Here is an 18,912-nt window from a genome sequence, read left to right as displayed (position 1 = left end):
GCTGAAAAATTTAAAAGACATATTATATAAGGTTTCTATCCAACAAGTTTTTGGTAACACAAATATGGAGATACATCAGCTTGTTTTCGATTCTAGAAAAGTTGGAAATAAAGATATTTTTGTAGCTCAAAAGGGTGTTACCGTCAATGGTCATTTATACATCGATAAAGCAATTTCTCTAGGGGCAATTGCTGTTATTTGTGAAGATCTTCCTTTAGATAAAAAAGAAGGTGTTACCTATGTTCAAGTTGAAGATGCTAATATAGCTTTGGCAATTATGGCTGCTAATTTTTATGAAAATCCTTCAACAAAATTCCCGGTTGTAGGGGTTACCGGTACCAACGGAAAAACCACGATTGCATCACTATTGTATCAGCTATTTTACAAAGCAGGGTATAAAGTTGGGTTGTTGTCTACGGTTAAAATTTTGGTTGATAAAACTGAATACAAAGCAACACATACAACTCCAGATTCAATAAGCATTAATAAGTTTTTAGATTTGATGTTAGAGGCGGGCGTAGAATATTGTTTTATGGAAGTGAGTTCTCATGGAATTCATCAAAAAAGAACAGCAGGTTTAACGTTTGCTGGCGGAATTTTTACCAATCTTTCGCATGATCATTTAGATTATCATGATACGTTTGCCGAATACAGAAATGTAAAAAAATCATTTTTTGACGCTTTGCCAAAAACAGCTTTTGCATTGACAAATATAGATGATAAAAACGGCAACTTTATGTTGCAGAACACCAAGGCAAGTAAAAAAACATATGCTTTAAAAACAATAGCAGATTACAAAGCTCGCATCTTAGAAAAGCAACTTTCAGGAACTTTAATTTCTTTTGATGGTATTGAGGTTTGGACCAAATTAATTGGTGTTTTCAATATTTATAATTTAACGGCAATTATTGCTACTGCTGAATTATTAGGTTTAGAAAAGTTAGAAATTTTAACAATTGTAAGTCAGTTAGAAAGTGTTAGTGGTCGTTTTCAATATATTGTTTCTGAAGACGGAATTACAGCAATTATAGATTATGCACACACGCCAGACGCCTTAAAAAAAGTGTTAGAAACCGTTAATGATATTAGAACAGGCAACGAAACAGTCATTACGGTTGTGGGTTGCGGTGGCGATAGAGATGCTACAAAAAGACCAAAAATGGCGCATATTGCTTCTCAATTAAGCAATCAAGCAATTTTTACTTCGGATAATCCAAGATCTGAGAATCCACAAGCTATTTTAGAGGAGATGGAAGTAGGGGTTTCATCAGAAAATTATAGAAAAACACTCTCAATTTTAGATAGAAGACAGGCAATAAAAACAGCTTATAAATTATCCAAATCGGGAGATATTATTTTGATTGCAGGCAAAGGACATGAAAATTATCAAGAAATAGACGGAGTTCGTTCTCATTTTGATGATTTAGAGGAAATTAAACATTGTTTTAATCAGCTAAAAAAGAAGTAATATGCTGTATTATTTATTTGAATATTTAGAAAATCAATTTCGCTTTCCGGGAGCAAGTGTGTTTCAATTCATCACATTTAGAGCAGCAGCGGCCTTTATTTTGTCTTTACTAATATCTACGATTTATGGTAAAAGAATTATTAATTTTCTTCAAAAACAACAAGTAGGAGAAACGGTTAGAGATTTAGGTTTAGAAGGACAAAAACAAAAATCGGGTACACCAACAATGGGTGGCGTCATCATCATTTTAGCCACGTTAATTCCCGCAATTCTATTGGCAAAATTAAATAACATCTATGTTGTCATTTTGCTTATAACAACTGTTTGGATGGGTTTAATTGGTTTTTTAGATGATTATATTAAAGTATTTAAGAAAGATAAGCAAGGGTTAAAAGGTAAGTTTAAAGTTTTAGGTCAAGTTGGTTTAGGGGTTATTGTAGGTTCTATGTTGTATTTTAATGATGATGTTACGATTAAAGAGCAACTACCCGTTGGGCAACAGATTGTGCAAGAAAACGGGAGGAAAAAAGTTTTTGGGGAAGAACATAAATCGACCAAAACGACCGTTCCATTTTTTAAAAATAATGAATTAGAGTATTCAAAAGCTTTGAGTTTTCTGGGAGAGGGTTATGAAAAATATGGATGGATTGTTTTTATTTTTATTACTGTATTTATTGTCACAGGGATTTCTAACGGAGCAAATTTAACCGACGGAATTGATGGTTTAGCAGCAGGTTCATCAGCAATAATTGTCATAACGCTAGCTGTTTTTGCGTGGGTTTCTGGCAATATTATTTTTGCAGATTATTTAGATGTAATGTACATCCCTAATTCTGGAGAAATGACCGTTTTCATTGCGGCTTTTGCAGGAGCGTTAATTGGTTTTTTATGGTACAATACTTTTCCGGCACAAGTTTTTATGGGAGATACTGGAAGTTTAACCATTGGCGGAATTATAGCTGTAATTGCAATTTCAATTCGTAAAGAATTATTGTTACCAATTTTAGCAGGCATTTTTGTGGTAGAAAATCTTTCTGTGATTTTACAGGTTTCTTGGTTTAAATATACAAGAAAGAAATTTGGAGAAGGTAAAAGGGTTTTTAGAATGGCGCCTTTACATCACCATTATCAGAAATTAAACTATCATGAAAGTAAGATTGTAGTTCGTTTTTGGATTGTTGGAATTATGTTGGCGGTTTTTACAATTGTAACGCTGAAATTGAGATAGCCCCCTAACCCCCAAAGGGGGAATTAGCAAGTTTGTGGGTAAAGAAATATTGTTATTAGAATAAAGAAAAAAGAGAAAAGAGAAAAGAGAAAAGAAAAAAGAGAAAAGAAAAAAGAAACGAGACAAAATAAAAAATGAGCAACCAAGAAAAAAACACAACGATTCCAGTTTTTCCCCCTTTGAGGGAAAGGGGGCTTCTTGTTATTCTTGGTGGAGGAGAAAGTGGTGTTGGAACCGCAATTCTTGGAAAGCAAAAAGGATACAAAGTTTTTGTTTCTGATAAAGGAAAAATATCAAAAAAGTATAAAGAAGTTCTTGTACATAACGAGATAGATTTTGAAGAGAATCAGCATACAGAAAGTAAAATTTTAACGGCCGATGTAGTGATGAAAAGTCCTGGTATTCCAGATACCATAGCGTTAGTTCAAAAATTGTTAAAAAAATCAATTCCTGTTATTTCAGAGATAGAATTTGCAGCACAATTTACAAAAGCAACAATTATAGGGATTACAGGATCAAATGGAAAAACAACCACAACATTATTAACCCATCATATTTTAAAAAGAGCAGGGTTAAATGTTGGAGTGGCAGGAAATATAGGAGATAGTTTTGCACAACAAGTTGTTGAAAAGTCTTACACGAGTTATGTATTAGAATTAAGTAGTTTTCAGTTGGATGGCATTGTGAATTTTAACAGTCATATTGCTATTCTATTGAATATTACGCCAGATCATTTAGATCGATATGAGTACGATTTTAATAAATATATCGCCTCAAAATTTAGAATTACAAAGAATCAAACAGCGTCTGATTATTTAATTTATGACGCGGATGATAAAGCCATTAATAATTGGTTAAAAGAAAATAAAACACAAGCAAAATTAGTTCCGTTTTCAATTGAAAAAGAATTAGAATATGGAGCGTATATCAAAGATCATCACATTATTATCAACATTAATAAAGACAAAATTAAGATGCCAATATCAACTTTATCAATTAAAGGAAAACATAATATTAAAAACGCAATGGCTGCAACAATGGCTGCTGAATTATTAACTATAAGAAAAGAGTTTATCAAAGAAAGTCTGTCAAGTTTTGAAGGGGCAGAACATCGTTTGGAAGAGGTTGCAAAAATTAATGGTATAGAATATATTAATGACTCGAAAGCGACCAATGTAAATGCAACTTTCTATGCTTTAGAATGTATGGATAAAACAACCGTTTGGATTGTAGGTGGTGTGGATAAAGGAAATGATTACAATGATTTGTTGCCTTTGGTAAGAGAAAAAGTGAAAGCCATTGTTTGTTTAGGTTTGGATAATGATAAGATTAAAAATATGTTTGGCAATGTGGTTGATATTATAGTAGAAACCGCAGGAGCAGAAGAAGCTGTAAAAGTATCGCATAAATTGGCGGAAAGAGGAGAAACAGTTTTACTTTCTCCGGCTTGTGCAAGTTTTGATTTGTTTGATAGTTATGAAGATAGAGGGCGTCAATTTAAAAAAGCAGTCAGAAGTCTGTAAAAAAGTTCATCTAACTTTACCGTTGTAATTGAGCTAGCAATTTTACTATAAAAAATAGGATTATATAAAAATAGAAATAAAAATAAACACAAAAATGTTGCTCTCCCTCGGAGAGATTAAGAGAGATTAAAAGAGACGTATGAAAACCATTTTTCAACATATAAAAGGAGATAAAGCTATTTGGGCAATTGTTGCTACTTTGGCAATATTCTCATTTATGCCCGTGTATAGCGCAAGCACAAACTTGGTATATGTTGTAGGTTCGGGTTCAACTTTAGGGTATTTGGTAAAACATATGGTTTTGTTAATTATGGGCTTTGCAATTATTTACGGTGTCCATAAAATACCATATCGATATTTTTCTGGAGGATCTGTTTTAATGTTACCTTTTGTTATTGTTTTATTGATTTTTACATTGGCACAAGGAACTACTATTGGCGGGGCAAATGCAAGTAGATGGATCAATATTCCGTTTGTAGGCATAGGTTTTCAAACCTCAACATTAGCAGGTTTGGTTTTGATGGTTTACGTGGCGCGGTATTTAGCAAGAAATAAGGAAAAGGTAATTCTGTTTAAAGAGAGTTTATGGCAACTTTGGTTGCCGGTAGCCGCTGTTTTAATATTGATACTACCTGCAAATTTTTCTACAACAGCCATTATTTTTTCTATGATTTTGGTGGTTGTATTCATTGGAGGTTACCCCATAAAATATATAGGTTTTGTATTAGGAGTGGGTATTTTAGCACTCGCTTTTTTTATACTCGCTGCAAAAGCATTTCCTGAAGCTATGCCCAATAGAGTGCAAACTTGGCAAAATAGAATAGAGAGTTTTTCTGATGGCGATGGCAAAGAAGCTTATCAAGTAGAAAAAGCAAAAATTGCCATAGCAACAGGCGGTCCTGTGGGAGTTGGTCCGGGAAAAAGTGTTCAGAAAAATTTTTTACCACAATCTTCATCAGATTTTATTTTTGCTATTATTATTGAAGAATACGGTTTGTTGGGCGGTTTTATAATTCTATCGATTTATTTTCTCTTACTATTCAGAATTTTTGTGGTTATTAGAAAAACAACTACTATTTTTGGAATGCTATTAGTGCTGGGAGCTGGTCTTCCTATAGTATTTCAAGCCAGCATAAATATGGCTGTAGCTTCTAATTTGTTCCCGGTAACGGGTCAAACGCTGCCTTTAATTAGTAGCGGAGGTACCTCTATTTGGATGACTTGTTTTGCACTCGGAATGATTTTAAGTGTAAGCGCATCAAAGCAAGAAACAGAAGAAGATATTTTAGACGATAACCCTTTAGATATTTTACATGAAACCATATAATATACTTTTATCGGGAGGAGGAACAGGAGGTCATATTTATCCTGCAATAGCCATTGCGAATGAGATAAAGTTACGTTATCCCGATGCGAACTTTTTGTTTGTAGGCGCAAAAGGTAGAATGGAAATGGAAAAAGTACCCCAATTAGGGTATGAAATAAAAGGATTATGGATTTCAGGAATTCAAAGACGATTAACGTTAGATAATTTGTCTTTTCCCTTTAAGTTTATAAGTAGTTTATGGAAAGCAAATTCCATAATTAATAAATTTAAACCAGATATTGCTATTGGCACAGGGGGATTTGCAAGCGGACCAACGTTAATTATGGCGGGCAGAAAAGGAATTCCGACTCTAATTCAAGAACAGAATTCTTTTCCTGGCATTACCAATAAATTATTGAGCAAGAAAGCAAATAAAGTTTGTGTTGCTTATGATTATTTAGAACGTTTTTTTCCTTTGGATAAAATTGTTAAAACAGGTAATCCTGTTCGCCAGGACTTGTTATCAATCCATTCTAAAATAAAAGAAGGAAAAGACTTTTTTAAATTGGATACTAAAAAAAAGACTATTTTAGTTTTAGGAGGAAGTTTAGGCGCTAGAAAAATAAATCAATTAATTGAAAGTAATTTAGAGTTTTTTAAAAGCCAAGAAGTTCAAGTGATTTGGCAATGTGGTCAACTTTATTTTGAAGAATATAAGAAATATAATAAGTTAGAACATGTTCAAGTGCATGAGTTTATCAATAAAATGGATTTGGCATATGCAGCCGCTACTATTATTATTTCAAGATCAGGAGCTAGTTCGGTTTCAGAATTATGTATTGTTGGGAAACCTGTAATTTTTATTCCGTCACCAAATGTTGCCGAAGATCATCAAACTAAAAATGCAAAATCGATTGCAGATCAACACGCTGCAATCTTATTACGAGAGTCCGATTTAGATACATTTCCGATCGTTTTTGAAACGTTAATTAAAGACAAAGGAAAACAAGAACATTTATCAGAAAATATAAAAGAATTGGCATTGCCAGGGGCAACAAATGCTATTGTAAATGAAGTTGAGAAATTGATTTTCCGTTGATCAATGTAATATAGAAAAATATACATAAGGGAAAAATGATTTTTTAGAGAGTTCAGAAAAAGAGAAAAGAAATAAAATAGTTCAGGTAATAAAACAATGAATAAAAAAGATAAATATACCAGCAAGATTCGAAAAGTCCTTCCTTTTGAGAAGGATTTAGGATGGGATTTTATTTATTTTATCGGAATTGGTGGTATCGGAATGAGCGCAATCGCTCGTTACTTCGCTGCCAATGGAAAACAAGTTGCTGGGTATGATAAAATGCCTTCTCAAATTACAAAAGATTTGGAAGCTGTTGGGATAGAAATTCATTTTGAAGATAATGTAAAAAATATTCCGATTTCATTTTTAAATAAAGAGAAAACGTTGGTGGTGTATACGCCTGCGGTTCCAGCGGGGCATACCGAATTAAATTATTTTATCAATAATAAGTTCACCATTTTAAAAAGAGCCGCAATTTTAGGTAAAATAACAGAAAGTACGTTTTGTTTAGCAGTGGCAGGGACCCATGGAAAAACGACAACTTCTGCTATTTTAGGGCATATTATGAAGAATGAAAAAGCCACTTCTTTTTTAGGTGGAATTGCCGAAAATTACGACTCAAATTTAATTTTAGGTGGGGATAAAGTTTCTGTAGTAGAAGCAGATGAATTTGATAGATCTTTCTTACAATTAAGCCCAAATATTGCTTGTGTAACTTCTATGGATGCAGATCATTTAGATATTTACGGCGAAGCCGAAGCGTTACATGAATCTTTTTTTGCTTTTTCTCAGAGGGTTACAGATACTTTAATTGTTGCAAAAGGTTTGCCTTTAAAAGGATTGACTTTTGCGATAGATGAAGAGGCAGATTACAAGGCGTTTCATTTAAAAATTGAAAACGGAGCCTATATTTTTGATGTACAAACTCCATCAGAAATTATTAAAAATATTAAATTCCATGTGCCAGGTAAGCACAATGTTATGAATGCTTTGGCAGCGCTAGCAATGGCAGATGTATATGGAGTTTCTTTAGAAAATATTAAAAATCGTTTATCCACATTTAAAGGAGTAAAACGCAGGTTTACCTATAAGATTAAAACACCTAATTTTGTGTTGATTGATGATTATGCGCATCATCCAACAGAAATAAATGCAGTAGAAAATTCGGTCAGAGAAATGTATCCTAACGAAAAAGTGCTAGTCGTTTTTCAGCCACATTTATTTTCTAGAACTCGAGATTTTATCAATGATTTTGCAAGATCTTTGTCTAAATTTGATGAAGTTTTATTGCTAGATATTTATCCTGCAAGAGAGCTTCCAATTGTGGGGGTAACTTCTGATTGGCTTTTTAGTAAAATTGAAGGCGTGCATAAAAAACTGACTCAAAAAAATAATTTAGTAAAAGATATTAAAAATTCATCAGCCAAAGTTGTGGTTATGTTAGGTGCTGGTGATATTGGTATAACTATAAATGAAGTAACCCATGAACTCTTAAAACCCCAAGAAAATGAAGTTTAAGAGAGTTTTGAAATACCTTTTTTTTCTAGTGTTAACAATAGGTTTGGGGTTTTTATATAGTTTTACATCCGTCAGAAATCAACATATAAAAATAGGGATTCCTATTGTAGAATTTAAAGAAGGAGATAATAATTTTTTAACACATGCAATGGTTAATAAATTGTTAATACAAAATAATAAAAACGTGGTAAACCAAGCAAAATCTGTAATAGATTTATATGATTTAGAAAATAAGGTTTTAAAAAATCCATATGTTGAAGAAGCTGCTGTTTTTTTAACGATTGGAGGTACTTTAAACTCAATTGTAAAACAACGTTCTCCGGTAGCAAGAATTTTTGAAAAAAAAGATTCTTATTACATTGATAAAAAAGGAATAAAAGTACCTTTGTCAGATAATTATTCTGCGAGAGTACTCTTAATTTCGGGTATAAACAATGACCAAGATATTACCGCAGTTTTACCGCTTGTATCTTTTATTTTGGCTGATAATTTTCTGCAAAAAGAGATTGTGGGTATCGAGAAATTTGATGATGGTGAATATCAATTTTCTGCAAGAAGTGGAGATTATAAAATCGATTTCGGAAATTTATCTGAAATGGATATAAAATTTAAAAAATTAAAAGCGTTTTATAATAAAACATTTGAAGATAAAACAATTGAAAATTATAAAACAATAAATGTAAAATATCACAACCAAGTTGTGTGCACTAAATAGACTAGAATGGAGAACAATAAATTAGCTGTTGGTTTAGATATTGGTACAACCAAAATTGTAGCCATGATTGGTCGTAAAAATGAGTACGGTAAAATTGAGGTTGTTGGCATTGGTAAAGCAAAGAGTTTAGGCGTAAAACGTGGGGTTGTTAGTAATATAACCCAAACAATACAATCTATTGAACAAGCGGTAGATGAGGCAGAAAGTGTTTCTGGATTTAAAATAGAAAATGTAGTTGTAGGGATTGCTGGTCAACATATTAGAAGTTTACATCATAGTGATTATATTACCAGAAGTAATGCAGACGAGGTTATTGAAGATACTGATATTGATGATTTGGTACACCAAGTACATAAATTAGTAATGCTGCCAGGAGAAGAGATTATTCATGTTTTACCACAAGAATTTAAAGTAGATTCTCAAGGGGATATTAAAGAGCCCATAGGAATGTACGGCGGACGTTTAGAGGCCAATTTTCATGTGGTAGTTGGACAAGTTTCATCAATTAGAAATATTGGGCGTTGTGTAAAAAGTGCTCGTTTAAATTTAAGTGAAATTACACTAGAACCTCTGGCATCTGCACAAGCCGTATTAAGTCAAGAAGAAAAAGAAGCAGGTGTTGCCCTTATTGATATAGGTGGTGGAACCACAGATTTAGCGATTTTTAAAGATGGAATTATAAGACACACAGCGGTAATCCCTTTTGGAGGAAACGTAATTACAGATGATATAAAAGAGGGGTGTTCTATCATTGAAAAGCAAGCTGAATTACTCAAAATAAAATTTGGTTCTGCTTGGCCAGGAGAAAATAAGGAAACAGAAATTGTTTCTATTCCAGGATTAAGAGGAAGAGAGCCAAAAGAAATTACGCTTAAAAATTTATCAAAAATCATTCATGCAAGGGTTCAAGAAATTATTGAACATGCATATTTAGAAATAAAAAATTATGGACATGAAACTGCAAAAGGTAAATTAATTGCAGGAATAGTGTTAACAGGTGGAGGCTCTCAGTTAAAGCATTTACGCCAATTAGTAGAATATATTACTGGGATGGATGCTAGAATTGGTTTTCCTAACGAGCATTTGGCTGGTGATTCTGATGAGGTATTATCAAGTCCTGCTTATGCAACTGCAGTTGGGTTGTTAATGGAGGGTTTAGAAAAAGAGATAAAAGTTGAAGCAATAGAAGAAATTGTAGAAGAGGTTGTAGATGTAGAGGAAAATGAACCTGAAGAGGTAGAGAAAGAAATAGTACCAAAAATAGAAGTAGCAAAAAAAACAAAAAAGAAATCTTTTTTCGAAAAATTTACCGAAGGCTTAAAAGATTTTTTAGATAATGCTGAATAAAATCAGCAATACAAAATTAGTAGAACAGAACAAATAAGTGTAAAACAAAAAAAAATTAACGTGATATGGACTCAGGACTCGATAACATTACATTTGAAATGCCAAAAACAAAGTCTAATACCATAAAAGTAATTGGTGTTGGTGGTGGAGGTAGTAATGCTGTAAACCACATGTTTCAGCAACACATTAACGGGGTAGATTTTGTAATCTGTAATACAGATGCGCAAGCACTAGAGAATAGTTCAATTCCTAATAAAATTCAGTTAGGAGCCAACTTAACATCTGGTTTAGGTGCGGGTGCAAATCCAGAAATTGGTGCACAAGCGGCTAAAGAAAGTCTGCAAGAAATTCAGCAATTGTTAACTACCCAAACTAAAATGGTATTTATTACTGCCGGGATGGGTGGAGGAACGGGTACGGGAGCTGCTCCAATCATTGCTAAAATAGCAAAAGATATGGATATTCTTACCGTAGGTATCGTAACCATGCCTTTTGCTTTTGAAGGAAAAAGACGAGCAAAACAAGCACAAATAGGAATTGATGAACTACGCAAAAATGTAGATTCTTTAATTGTTATCAATAATAATAAATTAAGAGAAGTATACGGAAACCTTGGTTTTAAAGCTGGTTTCTCGAAAGCAGATGAAGTTTTATCTACCGCTTCTAAAGGAATTGCAGAGGTTATAACGCATCATTATAAGCAAAACATTGATTTACATGATGCTAAAACTGTACTTTCTAATAGCGGAACAGCTATTATGGGATCTGCAAAAGAAGAAGGCCAAGACAGAGCTAAAAATGCTATCATGAAAGCTTTAGATTCTCCTTTATTAAACGATAATAAAATTACAGGTGCTAAAAACGTGTTGTTGTTAATTGTTTCCGGAACGAACGAAGTTACTTTAGATGAAATAGGAGAAATTAACGAATACATTCAAGATGAAGCGGGGTTTGATGCCAATATTATTATGGGTGTTGGTGAAGATGAAGAGTTAGGAGATGCTATTGCTGTAACGATTGTTGCTACCGGGTTTACTAAAGATCAACAAAGTACAATTTCTAATACAGAGGTTAAAAAAATTGTTCATACGTTAGAAGATGAGCAGAAGGCAACCTATAATTTTGAAGAAAAAACAATCTCGAAATCTCCAACTATCGATCTGCCAATTTCTAATGTCATAGAGCAAAAAGTAGTCCATGTTTTAGAGGGTGATGTGACGCCTACAAAACCTAAAATGGATTTAGTTGCAACAAATCCGATTATCGCGAGCATGCCTGTGAGTTATGAAGAAGTTTCTCTTAATTATACTTCAGAAGCTGATTTTATCATTACCGAAACAAAAGTTGAAGAAAAAATGGAACAACCTCAGGCTATTCAGAATGATTTATTGTTTGATTTACCTTTAAATTCTGCTAAAGAAGATACAGAGAATAAGGATGTTCAGTTTAATTCAGTAAATAATGAAACGGTAACACATGCAAATGATATTCAAGTTTTTGGTGCTGAAGAAATCGTTTCAAAAAAGCAAACACGGTATGTTTTAGAAGATTTTGCTGCCGCACCTACCATCGGAAAAAGTTCTCATATTGCAGCAAAGAAAGTAATTGAAGAAGAGGTTCAGTTTGAATTAAAAACAACAAGACCTGCAGCTGAAGTTGATGAAATCAACACAAGGAGTGAAGAAGTTTCTCCGCTAGATTTAACGATAAGCGAGTTACAAAGAAGGGCAGAAGAGCGAAGAAAAAATATGAAGAAGTTTAATTATAGCTTCAATGAAAATTTAAATAAAAACATAGATGAGATTGAGCGTCAGCCAGCCTATAAAAGACAAGGTATAGATTTAGATAGAAACACATCTAGAAGTAGCACAGAAACTGCGCTTAATAAAGATTCAGATAATTTCGGTTTTAAATCTAACAATTCTTTTTTACATGATAATGTAGATTAACGGGTGCTTAAATCCCTTATAAAATAAAAAAAATCACATCTTAAAAAGATGTGATTTTTTTTATTTTCAACTTTTTGTAATTTTTTTTTGGTTTTCGTAAACCATGAAACCTACAAAAACTTGGTTTTTGTATTTTTTGTAAACTTTTGTACTGTAACAATTCTTTTTTGATGTCGTCTACTTTATATAATCATTAAAATCAAACACCATGAAATATTTACAAACAACAGCTGAGGTAGAAAGAGGAATTTTAACGTCTCGTTATAAAAGAGAGATTAAATATCAATCACAACAAGTTAGGGCAGCTTCTTTAGCTAGAACCAAATCAATGATTTTAAATCAAAGTAATTTAGAAAGTCAAACAGGTACTATTTTAAGAGTTGCTTTATTTCTTGCGGTAATTCTTATGATTACTTTCTAGTTTTATATAGAAAGTAATCTGTTCTTCCAGTTTTGTGAAGAATAAGTTTTTTAACCATGATATCGGTAACATCCTTTTTAGGAGAAACTCGTTTCGATATTTTTTGTACACAACAAAATAACATATAGCAGCGGGCATGCGTATATCTAATTTCAGCATGAAGTCTGTGCTTTATTTTTCAAAAATATTCCCAAAAAAAATCCATCTAAAAAAAAGATGGATTTGAAATCTAATATATTTTTAAGGTTAGTTTAACGCTTTCTTGATTCTACTCATGGCCTCACGAATTTTTAATTCAGAGGCAGCATATGATATACGAATACAATTTGGTGCGCCAAAAGCCTCTCCAGTTACTGTTGCAACATTTGCTTTTTCTAATAAAAATAAAGAAAAATCGCTTGCGTTATTTATCGTAATTCCGTTAATCGTTTTTCCGAAGAAATCAGAAACATCAGGAAACACGTAAAAAGCGCCTGCAGGAACATTTACTTTAAATCCGTTAATCTCCCTTAATAATTCAATAATGATATCTCTACGAGTTTTAAACTCATCTACCATATATTGTATTTTTTCAACTGGAGCCAAAACAGCCGTAATTGCTGCTCTTTGTGCAATACAATTGGTGCCAGACGTAATTTGACCTTGCATTTTTGTACAGGCTTTAGCAATCCAATCTGGAGCACCAATATAACCGACTCTCCAACCTGTCATGGCAAATGCCTTTGCTAACCCGTTTACGGTAATGGTTCTATGATACATGCTTTCTATGGCTGCAAAACTAAACGGTTTGCAATCGTAATTAACATGTTCATAGATTTCATCTGATAAAACAAATATTCTTGGATGTTTTTCTAAAACTGCTGCCAACGCTCGGTATTCTGCTTCACTATAAATAGTTCCACTAGGATTGTTTGGTGAGTTAAAGAAAATCATTTTTGTTTTTGGGGTAATTGCGGCTTCTAATTGTTCTGGCGTAATTTTAAAATCATTCTCAATGGAAGAAGGAATTTCAACATACGTTGCTTCACATAAAATTGCGATGGCAGAATAACTAACCCAATAAGGTGCAGGTAGTAAAATCTCATCACCTGGGTTTAGTAATACTTGTGCAACATTGGCAATAGATTGCTTTGCGCCTGTAGAAACAACAACTTGATTTGGTTGATATACTAAATTATTATCGCGTTTAAATTTAACACAAATCGCTTCTTTTAATTCTACATACCCATCTACCGGCGAGTAGGAGTTATAGTTCTGATTAATTGCTTCTATAGCAGCATCTTTGATGAAATCAGGTGTGTTAAAGTCTGGCTCTCCCAAACTTAAGCCAATAATATCTTTTCCTTCTGCTCTTAATTCTCTTGCTTTAGCAGCCATTGCTAAGGTTTGAGAAACTGGTAAACTGTTAATTCTGTCCGATAATGGATGTGACATTTTTTCTAAAAACTTATTTGTTATGCTAATTCTGGTTTTTGTCCTAAAACACCTAAATGTCTAAAATGCTCTACAAGCGCTTTACTCATAGTTTTATATTCATTGTAAGGCAAATTAAATTCTTGAGCTGTTTCTTTTACAATTTTAGCTAATTTGTCATAATGAACATGAGAAATATGCGGAAAAATATGATGTTCAACTTGATGATTTAAACCTCCTGTATAGAAGTTTACCAACCAATTGCTAGGTGCAAAGTTAGAGGTTGTATACAATTGGTGGACTGCCCAAGTATGTTCTAAATTTCCATCTTTATCAGGAATTGGCATTGTTGTTTTTGGTACAATATGTGCCAATTGAAAAACAATACTTAAAATCATACCAGCGGTATAATGCATGATGAAAAATCCAATTAAAACTTTCCACCAAGAAACATCTAAAACTAAGAGTGGTAAAACGATCCAAAGTGCATAATAAACAATTTTAGAAATTACTAATTTGGTCCATTCTGTAGCAGGATTTGGAAATTTACCATAGGATAATTTACGTTTTAAATACCGGTGCATTTGTTTCACATCGGTCGTAATTGCCCAATTAATGGTTAATAATCCGTATAAGAAAACAGAATAATATTTTTGAAGTTTATGAATTTTTAACCATTTAGAATGCATTGAAAAACGGATAATTCTACCTGCATCAATATCTTCGTCATGGTCTTTAACGTTGGTGAAGGTGTGGTGCAAAACATTGTGCTGTACTTTCCAGTTATACACATTTCCTGCAAGGATATAAATACTGCTGCCCATGAGTTTATTTACCCATTTTTTGCTAGAAAAGGAATCGTGATTGCTATCATGCATTACATTCATGCCCACGCCTGCCATTCCGATTCCTGTAAGAATCATTAATAAAAACATAGCCCATTGAGGCATAGAAACGGTAAGAACAATAATAAAAGGTACTAAAAACAGGGAAAACATGATAATTGCTTTGGTATACAATTTCCAGTTTCCTGTTCTTTTAATATCGTTTTCTTTGAAATAGGTGTTTACTCTTTTGTTTAAAGTTCTAAAAAACTTTGCTTTGTCTACTCTTGAGAAATTTATTTTTTTCATATATGATAGTAAGGACTACAAAAATAAGCTATTTTTTGTAAGATGATATTCTTGTAAACGTATTAATTTGATTTGAATTACATTATTTTTGTCAATATTTATTTTTTTATGGAAATTATTCACAAGTATTTTACAAACTTATCGGAAACGCAAATCAATCAATTCACCAAATTGCAAGAATTATATCAAGATTGGAACTTAAAAATAAACGTTGTTTCTAGAAAAGATATTGACGAGCTTTATTTACGGCACGTTTTACATTCTTTAGGAATAGCAAAAGTGGTTGATTTTAAACCACGGGCAAAAGTGATGGATGTTGGCACAGGTGGTGGTTTTCCTGGTATTCCGTTAGCTATTTTATTTCCCGAGACTAATTTTCATTTGGTAGATTCTATCGGTAAAAAGATAAAAGTTGTTGATGAAGTTGTGGCAGGTTTAGGCTTAGAAAACGTAAAAACTACGCACGGTAGAGTAGAAGAGGTAAAAGATAGGTACGATTTTATAGTAAGTAGAGCAGTGGCTCATATGGAAACTTTTGTAAGATGGAATAAAGGTAAAATTGCAAAAAAGCAAAATCATGCTTTAAAAAACGGAATTCTATATTTAAAGGGTGGCGATTTATCCGAAGAATTAAAATTGTATACTTCTGCCACAATTTATGATTTACCAGATTATTTTGAGGAAGATTTCTTTGAGACTAAAAAGGTGGTGCATTTAGGGATGAAATTTAAAGGGTAAGTTTTATAATTTTCAAACTTTACGTAAATACTTGAAACTTTTTTGTGTTTCATTGATAGTGCTTTAACAGATTAATAATAAACGGTATTGCCCAGCTTTTTCCTTTGGTGCACGGTGAAGGCACGGGGCAACTTGACTTTCCGGATGATCAATAGCCAACTTGCATAGATGACCAAGGCCTAGGCTAATGGGTTCTGCATTTGGCGCAGCTTGATAGTGTAGGTCAAAAAAATATTCAGTTAAAAATGATTCAAAACCGTCAACCGATGCGCCATAAAGTTTTTTGAGTTCAGCACGTATTTTCGGAACAAGTACTTTTTGTGTGGCTTGTGAATTTGGTAATATTTCACTAGTATCGCCATGATAAGTGCATAAAAAGGTGTCGGTTGGTATCGGAGATTTGTCTACATGGAAAGAATAAACATCGGTTGGAAAAAATGGGTAGCTATCATCTCTATCATAGCACTTAATCAGATTTAGAGTTGGAGATGCTCCATGAGCTTTTAATATTTTCAAGTCACTTAAAATAATGTCACGGGCAAGCTGGCCTTGTTCACTCAACTGAAGTTCAATAAGTTCTTTTGGATCAAGTGCCGCTATATTTTCGTTTAATTCTATCTTTTTAACGATTTCAGAAAAATCACCTGTAAGTTTTCGAGTCCAACAAATGGCGTTAACTTCTCCATGAAAAGGCGTGGAAACAAGGTCTTGAAAATTCGAGACACATTGAATTTGATTCTTAGTGTGATATAAATTCATCATATTGGTTTACAATTTTAAAAATGATATGACCTGGTGTCATTAGAGCCTATCAGAAGATTACGAATTTCTGTTTTTTTTCTTTTGGAAACAAGCTAAACTAAAAACATCTCACTTATAATTAATGCAAAACCATGATTTTAAAAAACGGAATTTCCTTTTCAAATAAGATGACTTATCTATAGAATTAAAAGGATCATGCTCTATTTTCTTTTCGAAAACTGCTCAAATAATATGAAATTATACCTTGAGGTTGTGTTCTCATTTTTTTAAATTATTTTAAAAAATAGCATCTTTTTCTAAAGGATGATGATAGATTTTAGAGTTCATAAAAGTAAATATAAATGGTAATTATTTTTTAAATAAAATTGCCACAGAAATAGCGGGAATGTTTAAATAATTAGCAACTGTTTTTTTTGATTCAGAATAAAAATAATCATCTAAAACAGCAACCTTCCAAGTTTCGTTTAAAGTATATCGTACTAGTTTATTTTGGGCATTATAAATGACCAAAATAGTTTTCCAAGGATCATTATTTGCATTATTTTTAATTTGAAAGGAAATGAATCCATGATCTACTTCTCTAAATTCTAAATTTTTTTGCACCTCTTTTGCTGTTGGCATTCTAAAAGCAGGATGCTCTTTTCTTAATGTAATTAAATTTTGAAAATAGCGAACAACATCTGCATTTTTGACTTTTAAATTCCAATTTATTTGATTGATGGAATCTGGAGATTTATAAGAATTATCGTCACCATTTTTGGTGCGCATCATTTCTGAACCAGCATGTAAAAAAGGAGTTCCTTGAGAGGTTAAAATAATGGCGGTTGCCAATTTGTGCATTGCTTTAATTTCATTTTCAGAAGCATTTGGTTTCGATATTTTTAATTTATCATATAAGGTAAGATTATCATGACAAGAAACATAATTAACAGCTTGCCAAGGTTCATTTGCCCATGGTTTATTAGAGTAATTAACTTTTTTATAATCAATTTGTGCATGTTCAATGGAGCCTACAATTCCGAATTTGATGGATTCCTCTTTGTTTTTAGCGCCATTTACAAAACCAGTGTCTTTATGTTTAAAAACGGAACCTTTAATCCCGTCTCTTACATCATCAGAAAAAGCTGCGATGTGTGGCATTTGATTTGTATGTTTTTTTAAAGCTTGATGTTGTTTTGCAAGTGGCGAATCATTGGCAGTCCATCCTTCGCCATAAATTAGGGCGTTTGGGTTCATTTTTTTTATTTCATCTGCAATTAGATTCATGGTTTTAAGGTCATGAATTCCCATTAAATCGAATCTAAAACCATCTATATGATATTCGATTGTCCAATATTTTAGAGATTCAATCATAAATTTTCGCATCATTTCTCTTTCGGATGCTGTTTCATTTCCGCAAGCGGCAGCATCAGAATACGTACCATTTTTATTAAATCGATAATAATAGTAGGGATTTTCTAAATTAAAATTTGAGTTTTCTGTTCTTCCAGTATGATTGTAAACAACATCTAAAATAACACCAATATTTGCATCGTGAAATGCTTTTACCATAGTTTTAAATTCTACAATTCTTACTTTTGCATCAAAAGGATTTGTAGAAAAAGATCCTTCGGGAACCTGATAGTTTTGTGGATCATACCCCCAATTAAATTGCGGTTTTTCTAAATTAGTTTCATCAATGGAATAATGATTGAACGTGGGTAATAAATGAACATGGGTTATGCCGAGTTCTTTTATATGATCTATGGCAGTTGAAACATTTTGAAGATTTTTTGTTCCTTCTTCAACCAAGCCCAAATACTTGCCTGCAAAAGAGGAGTTTGCCTCTTTTTGAATGGTAAGGTCTCTAATGTGTAGCTCATAAATAATAGCATCATTGGGTGAATTTAATTTTACATAATTATCATTCGCCCAATTTATAGGATTCGTTGTGTCAAAATCTAACACCATGGCTCTTTGGCCGTTTACGCCCACTGCTTTTGCATAAATTCCTGGAGTTTCGGCTTGCCAATAATTGTCTATATAGGTTTCATAAGTGTAATAAATTCCATGCAAATCGCCTTGAATTGTTTTAGACCAAACTCCGTTATCATCAACAGCTAGAGCATGTGTTGCCAAAATGCTAGAATTGTTTCCTGTTTTATAAAAATTCAAGTTTACAGCAGTTGCTATTGGAGACCATATTTTAAAAGTAGATTCCTTTTTAGTATAATGTAGCCAAAGACTTTCTTTGGAAGTAGGATAAGCATCTATATAAGAAAAAGTAGTTCGTTTTTTGGGGCAGGAAGATATGAGCATAGTTAAGAATAG

General features: G+C 32.7%; 15 protein-coding genes. 11 read left to right on the top strand and 4 right to left on the bottom strand.

Annotated elements, in window-relative coordinates; all coding sequences use genetic code 11:
* The first annotated feature begins 1 nt into the window (after position 1).
* The 10 genes from K8354_RS11260 (at position 2) to K8354_RS11215 (ending at position 12,556) form a co-directional block, all read left to right on the top strand.
* The gene (locus tag K8354_RS11260) at positions 2-1,468 is read left to right on the top strand and encodes a UDP-N-acetylmuramoyl-L-alanyl-D-glutamate--2,6-diaminopimelate ligase (RefSeq protein ID WP_223447671.1); all 1,467 of its coding nucleotides are present in this window, start codon (positions 2-4) and stop codon (positions 1,466-1,468) included.
* A 1-nt stretch (position 1,469) separates the two neighbouring features.
* Positions 1,470-2,696: a phospho-N-acetylmuramoyl-pentapeptide-transferase gene (gene mraY / locus K8354_RS11255; protein WP_223439680.1), complete on the top strand. Its 1,227-nt coding sequence runs from the start codon at positions 1,470-1,472 to the stop codon at positions 2,694-2,696.
* A gap of 134 nt (positions 2,697-2,830) precedes the next feature.
* Positions 2,831-4,219 (top strand): UDP-N-acetylmuramoyl-L-alanine--D-glutamate ligase, encoded by a 1,389-nt coding sequence (murD, locus tag K8354_RS11250; protein WP_223439678.1) that lies wholly within the window; start codon positions 2,831-2,833, stop codon positions 4,217-4,219.
* Positions 4,220-4,358: 139 nt separating this feature from the next.
* On the top strand, positions 4,359-5,546 hold the full coding sequence (locus tag K8354_RS11245) for an FtsW/RodA/SpoVE family cell cycle protein (protein ID WP_223439677.1): 1,188 nt from the start codon (positions 4,359-4,361) through the stop codon (positions 5,544-5,546).
* Positions 5,533-6,624 carry an undecaprenyldiphospho-muramoylpentapeptide beta-N-acetylglucosaminyltransferase gene (murG, locus tag K8354_RS11240; protein ID WP_223439674.1) on the top strand — a complete coding sequence of 364 codons (1,092 nt, stop codon included), beginning with the start codon at positions 5,533-5,535 and terminating at the stop codon, positions 6,622-6,624. The genes K8354_RS11245 and murG overlap by 14 nt, the downstream gene beginning before the upstream one ends.
* A 96-nt stretch (positions 6,625-6,720) precedes the next feature.
* Entirely contained in the window at positions 6,721-8,124 is a 1,404-nt protein-coding gene (gene murC, locus K8354_RS11235; RefSeq protein WP_223439672.1) for a UDP-N-acetylmuramate--L-alanine ligase, read from the top strand.
* Positions 8,114-8,839: a cell division protein FtsQ/DivIB gene (locus K8354_RS11230; protein ID WP_223439671.1), complete on the top strand. Its 726-nt coding sequence runs from the start codon at positions 8,114-8,116 to the stop codon at positions 8,837-8,839. The genes murC and K8354_RS11230 overlap by 11 nt, the downstream gene beginning before the upstream one ends.
* 6 nt (positions 8,840-8,845) lie before the next feature.
* Positions 8,846-10,186 (top strand): cell division protein FtsA, encoded by a 1,341-nt coding sequence (ftsA, locus tag K8354_RS11225; RefSeq protein ID WP_223439669.1) that lies wholly within the window; start codon positions 8,846-8,848, stop codon positions 10,184-10,186.
* A gap of 65 nt (positions 10,187-10,251) precedes the next feature.
* On the top strand, positions 10,252-12,135 hold the full coding sequence (gene ftsZ / locus K8354_RS11220; protein WP_223439667.1) for a cell division protein FtsZ: 1,884 nt from the start codon (positions 10,252-10,254) through the stop codon (positions 12,133-12,135).
* Positions 12,136-12,343: 208 nt separating this feature from the next.
* Entirely contained in the window at positions 12,344-12,556 is a 213-nt protein-coding gene (locus tag K8354_RS11215; protein ID WP_223439666.1) for a hypothetical protein, read from the top strand.
* Positions 12,557-12,802: 246 nt separating this feature from the next.
* On the opposite strand, the gene K8354_RS11210 is transcribed toward K8354_RS11215, so the two are convergent.
* Positions 12,803-13,990, bottom strand: a complete 1,188-nt coding sequence (locus tag K8354_RS11210; RefSeq protein ID WP_223439664.1) for a pyridoxal phosphate-dependent aminotransferase — start codon at positions 13,988-13,990, stop codon at positions 12,803-12,805.
* 20 nt (positions 13,991-14,010) lie between these two features.
* On the bottom strand, positions 14,011-15,102 hold the full coding sequence (locus tag K8354_RS11205) for a fatty acid desaturase family protein (RefSeq protein WP_223439663.1): 1,092 nt from the start codon (positions 15,100-15,102) through the stop codon (positions 14,011-14,013).
* Between the two features lie 108 nt (positions 15,103-15,210).
* Between K8354_RS11205 and rsmG the strand changes: the two genes are divergently transcribed.
* Positions 15,211-15,840, top strand: a complete 630-nt coding sequence (rsmG, locus tag K8354_RS11200; protein WP_223439660.1) for a 16S rRNA (guanine(527)-N(7))-methyltransferase RsmG — start codon at positions 15,211-15,213, stop codon at positions 15,838-15,840.
* Between the two features lie 63 nt (positions 15,841-15,903).
* On the opposite strand, the gene K8354_RS11195 is transcribed toward rsmG, so the two are convergent.
* Positions 15,904-16,602 carry a DUF1826 domain-containing protein gene (locus K8354_RS11195; protein WP_223439658.1) on the bottom strand — a complete coding sequence of 233 codons (699 nt, stop codon included), beginning with the start codon at positions 16,600-16,602 and terminating at the stop codon, positions 15,904-15,906.
* A 348-nt stretch (positions 16,603-16,950) separates the two neighbouring features.
* Positions 16,951-18,900 carry a type I pullulanase gene (gene pulA / locus K8354_RS11190; RefSeq protein WP_223439656.1) on the bottom strand — a complete coding sequence of 650 codons (1,950 nt, stop codon included), beginning with the start codon at positions 18,898-18,900 and terminating at the stop codon, positions 16,951-16,953.
* Positions 18,901-18,912 lie beyond the last annotated feature (12 nt).

It is taken from the genome of Polaribacter litorisediminis, from assembly GCF_019968605.1.
GTDB lineage: Bacteria > Bacteroidota > Bacteroidia > Flavobacteriales > Flavobacteriaceae > Polaribacter > Polaribacter litorisediminis.
This window is presented reverse-complemented; position numbering and strand designations above follow the sequence as displayed.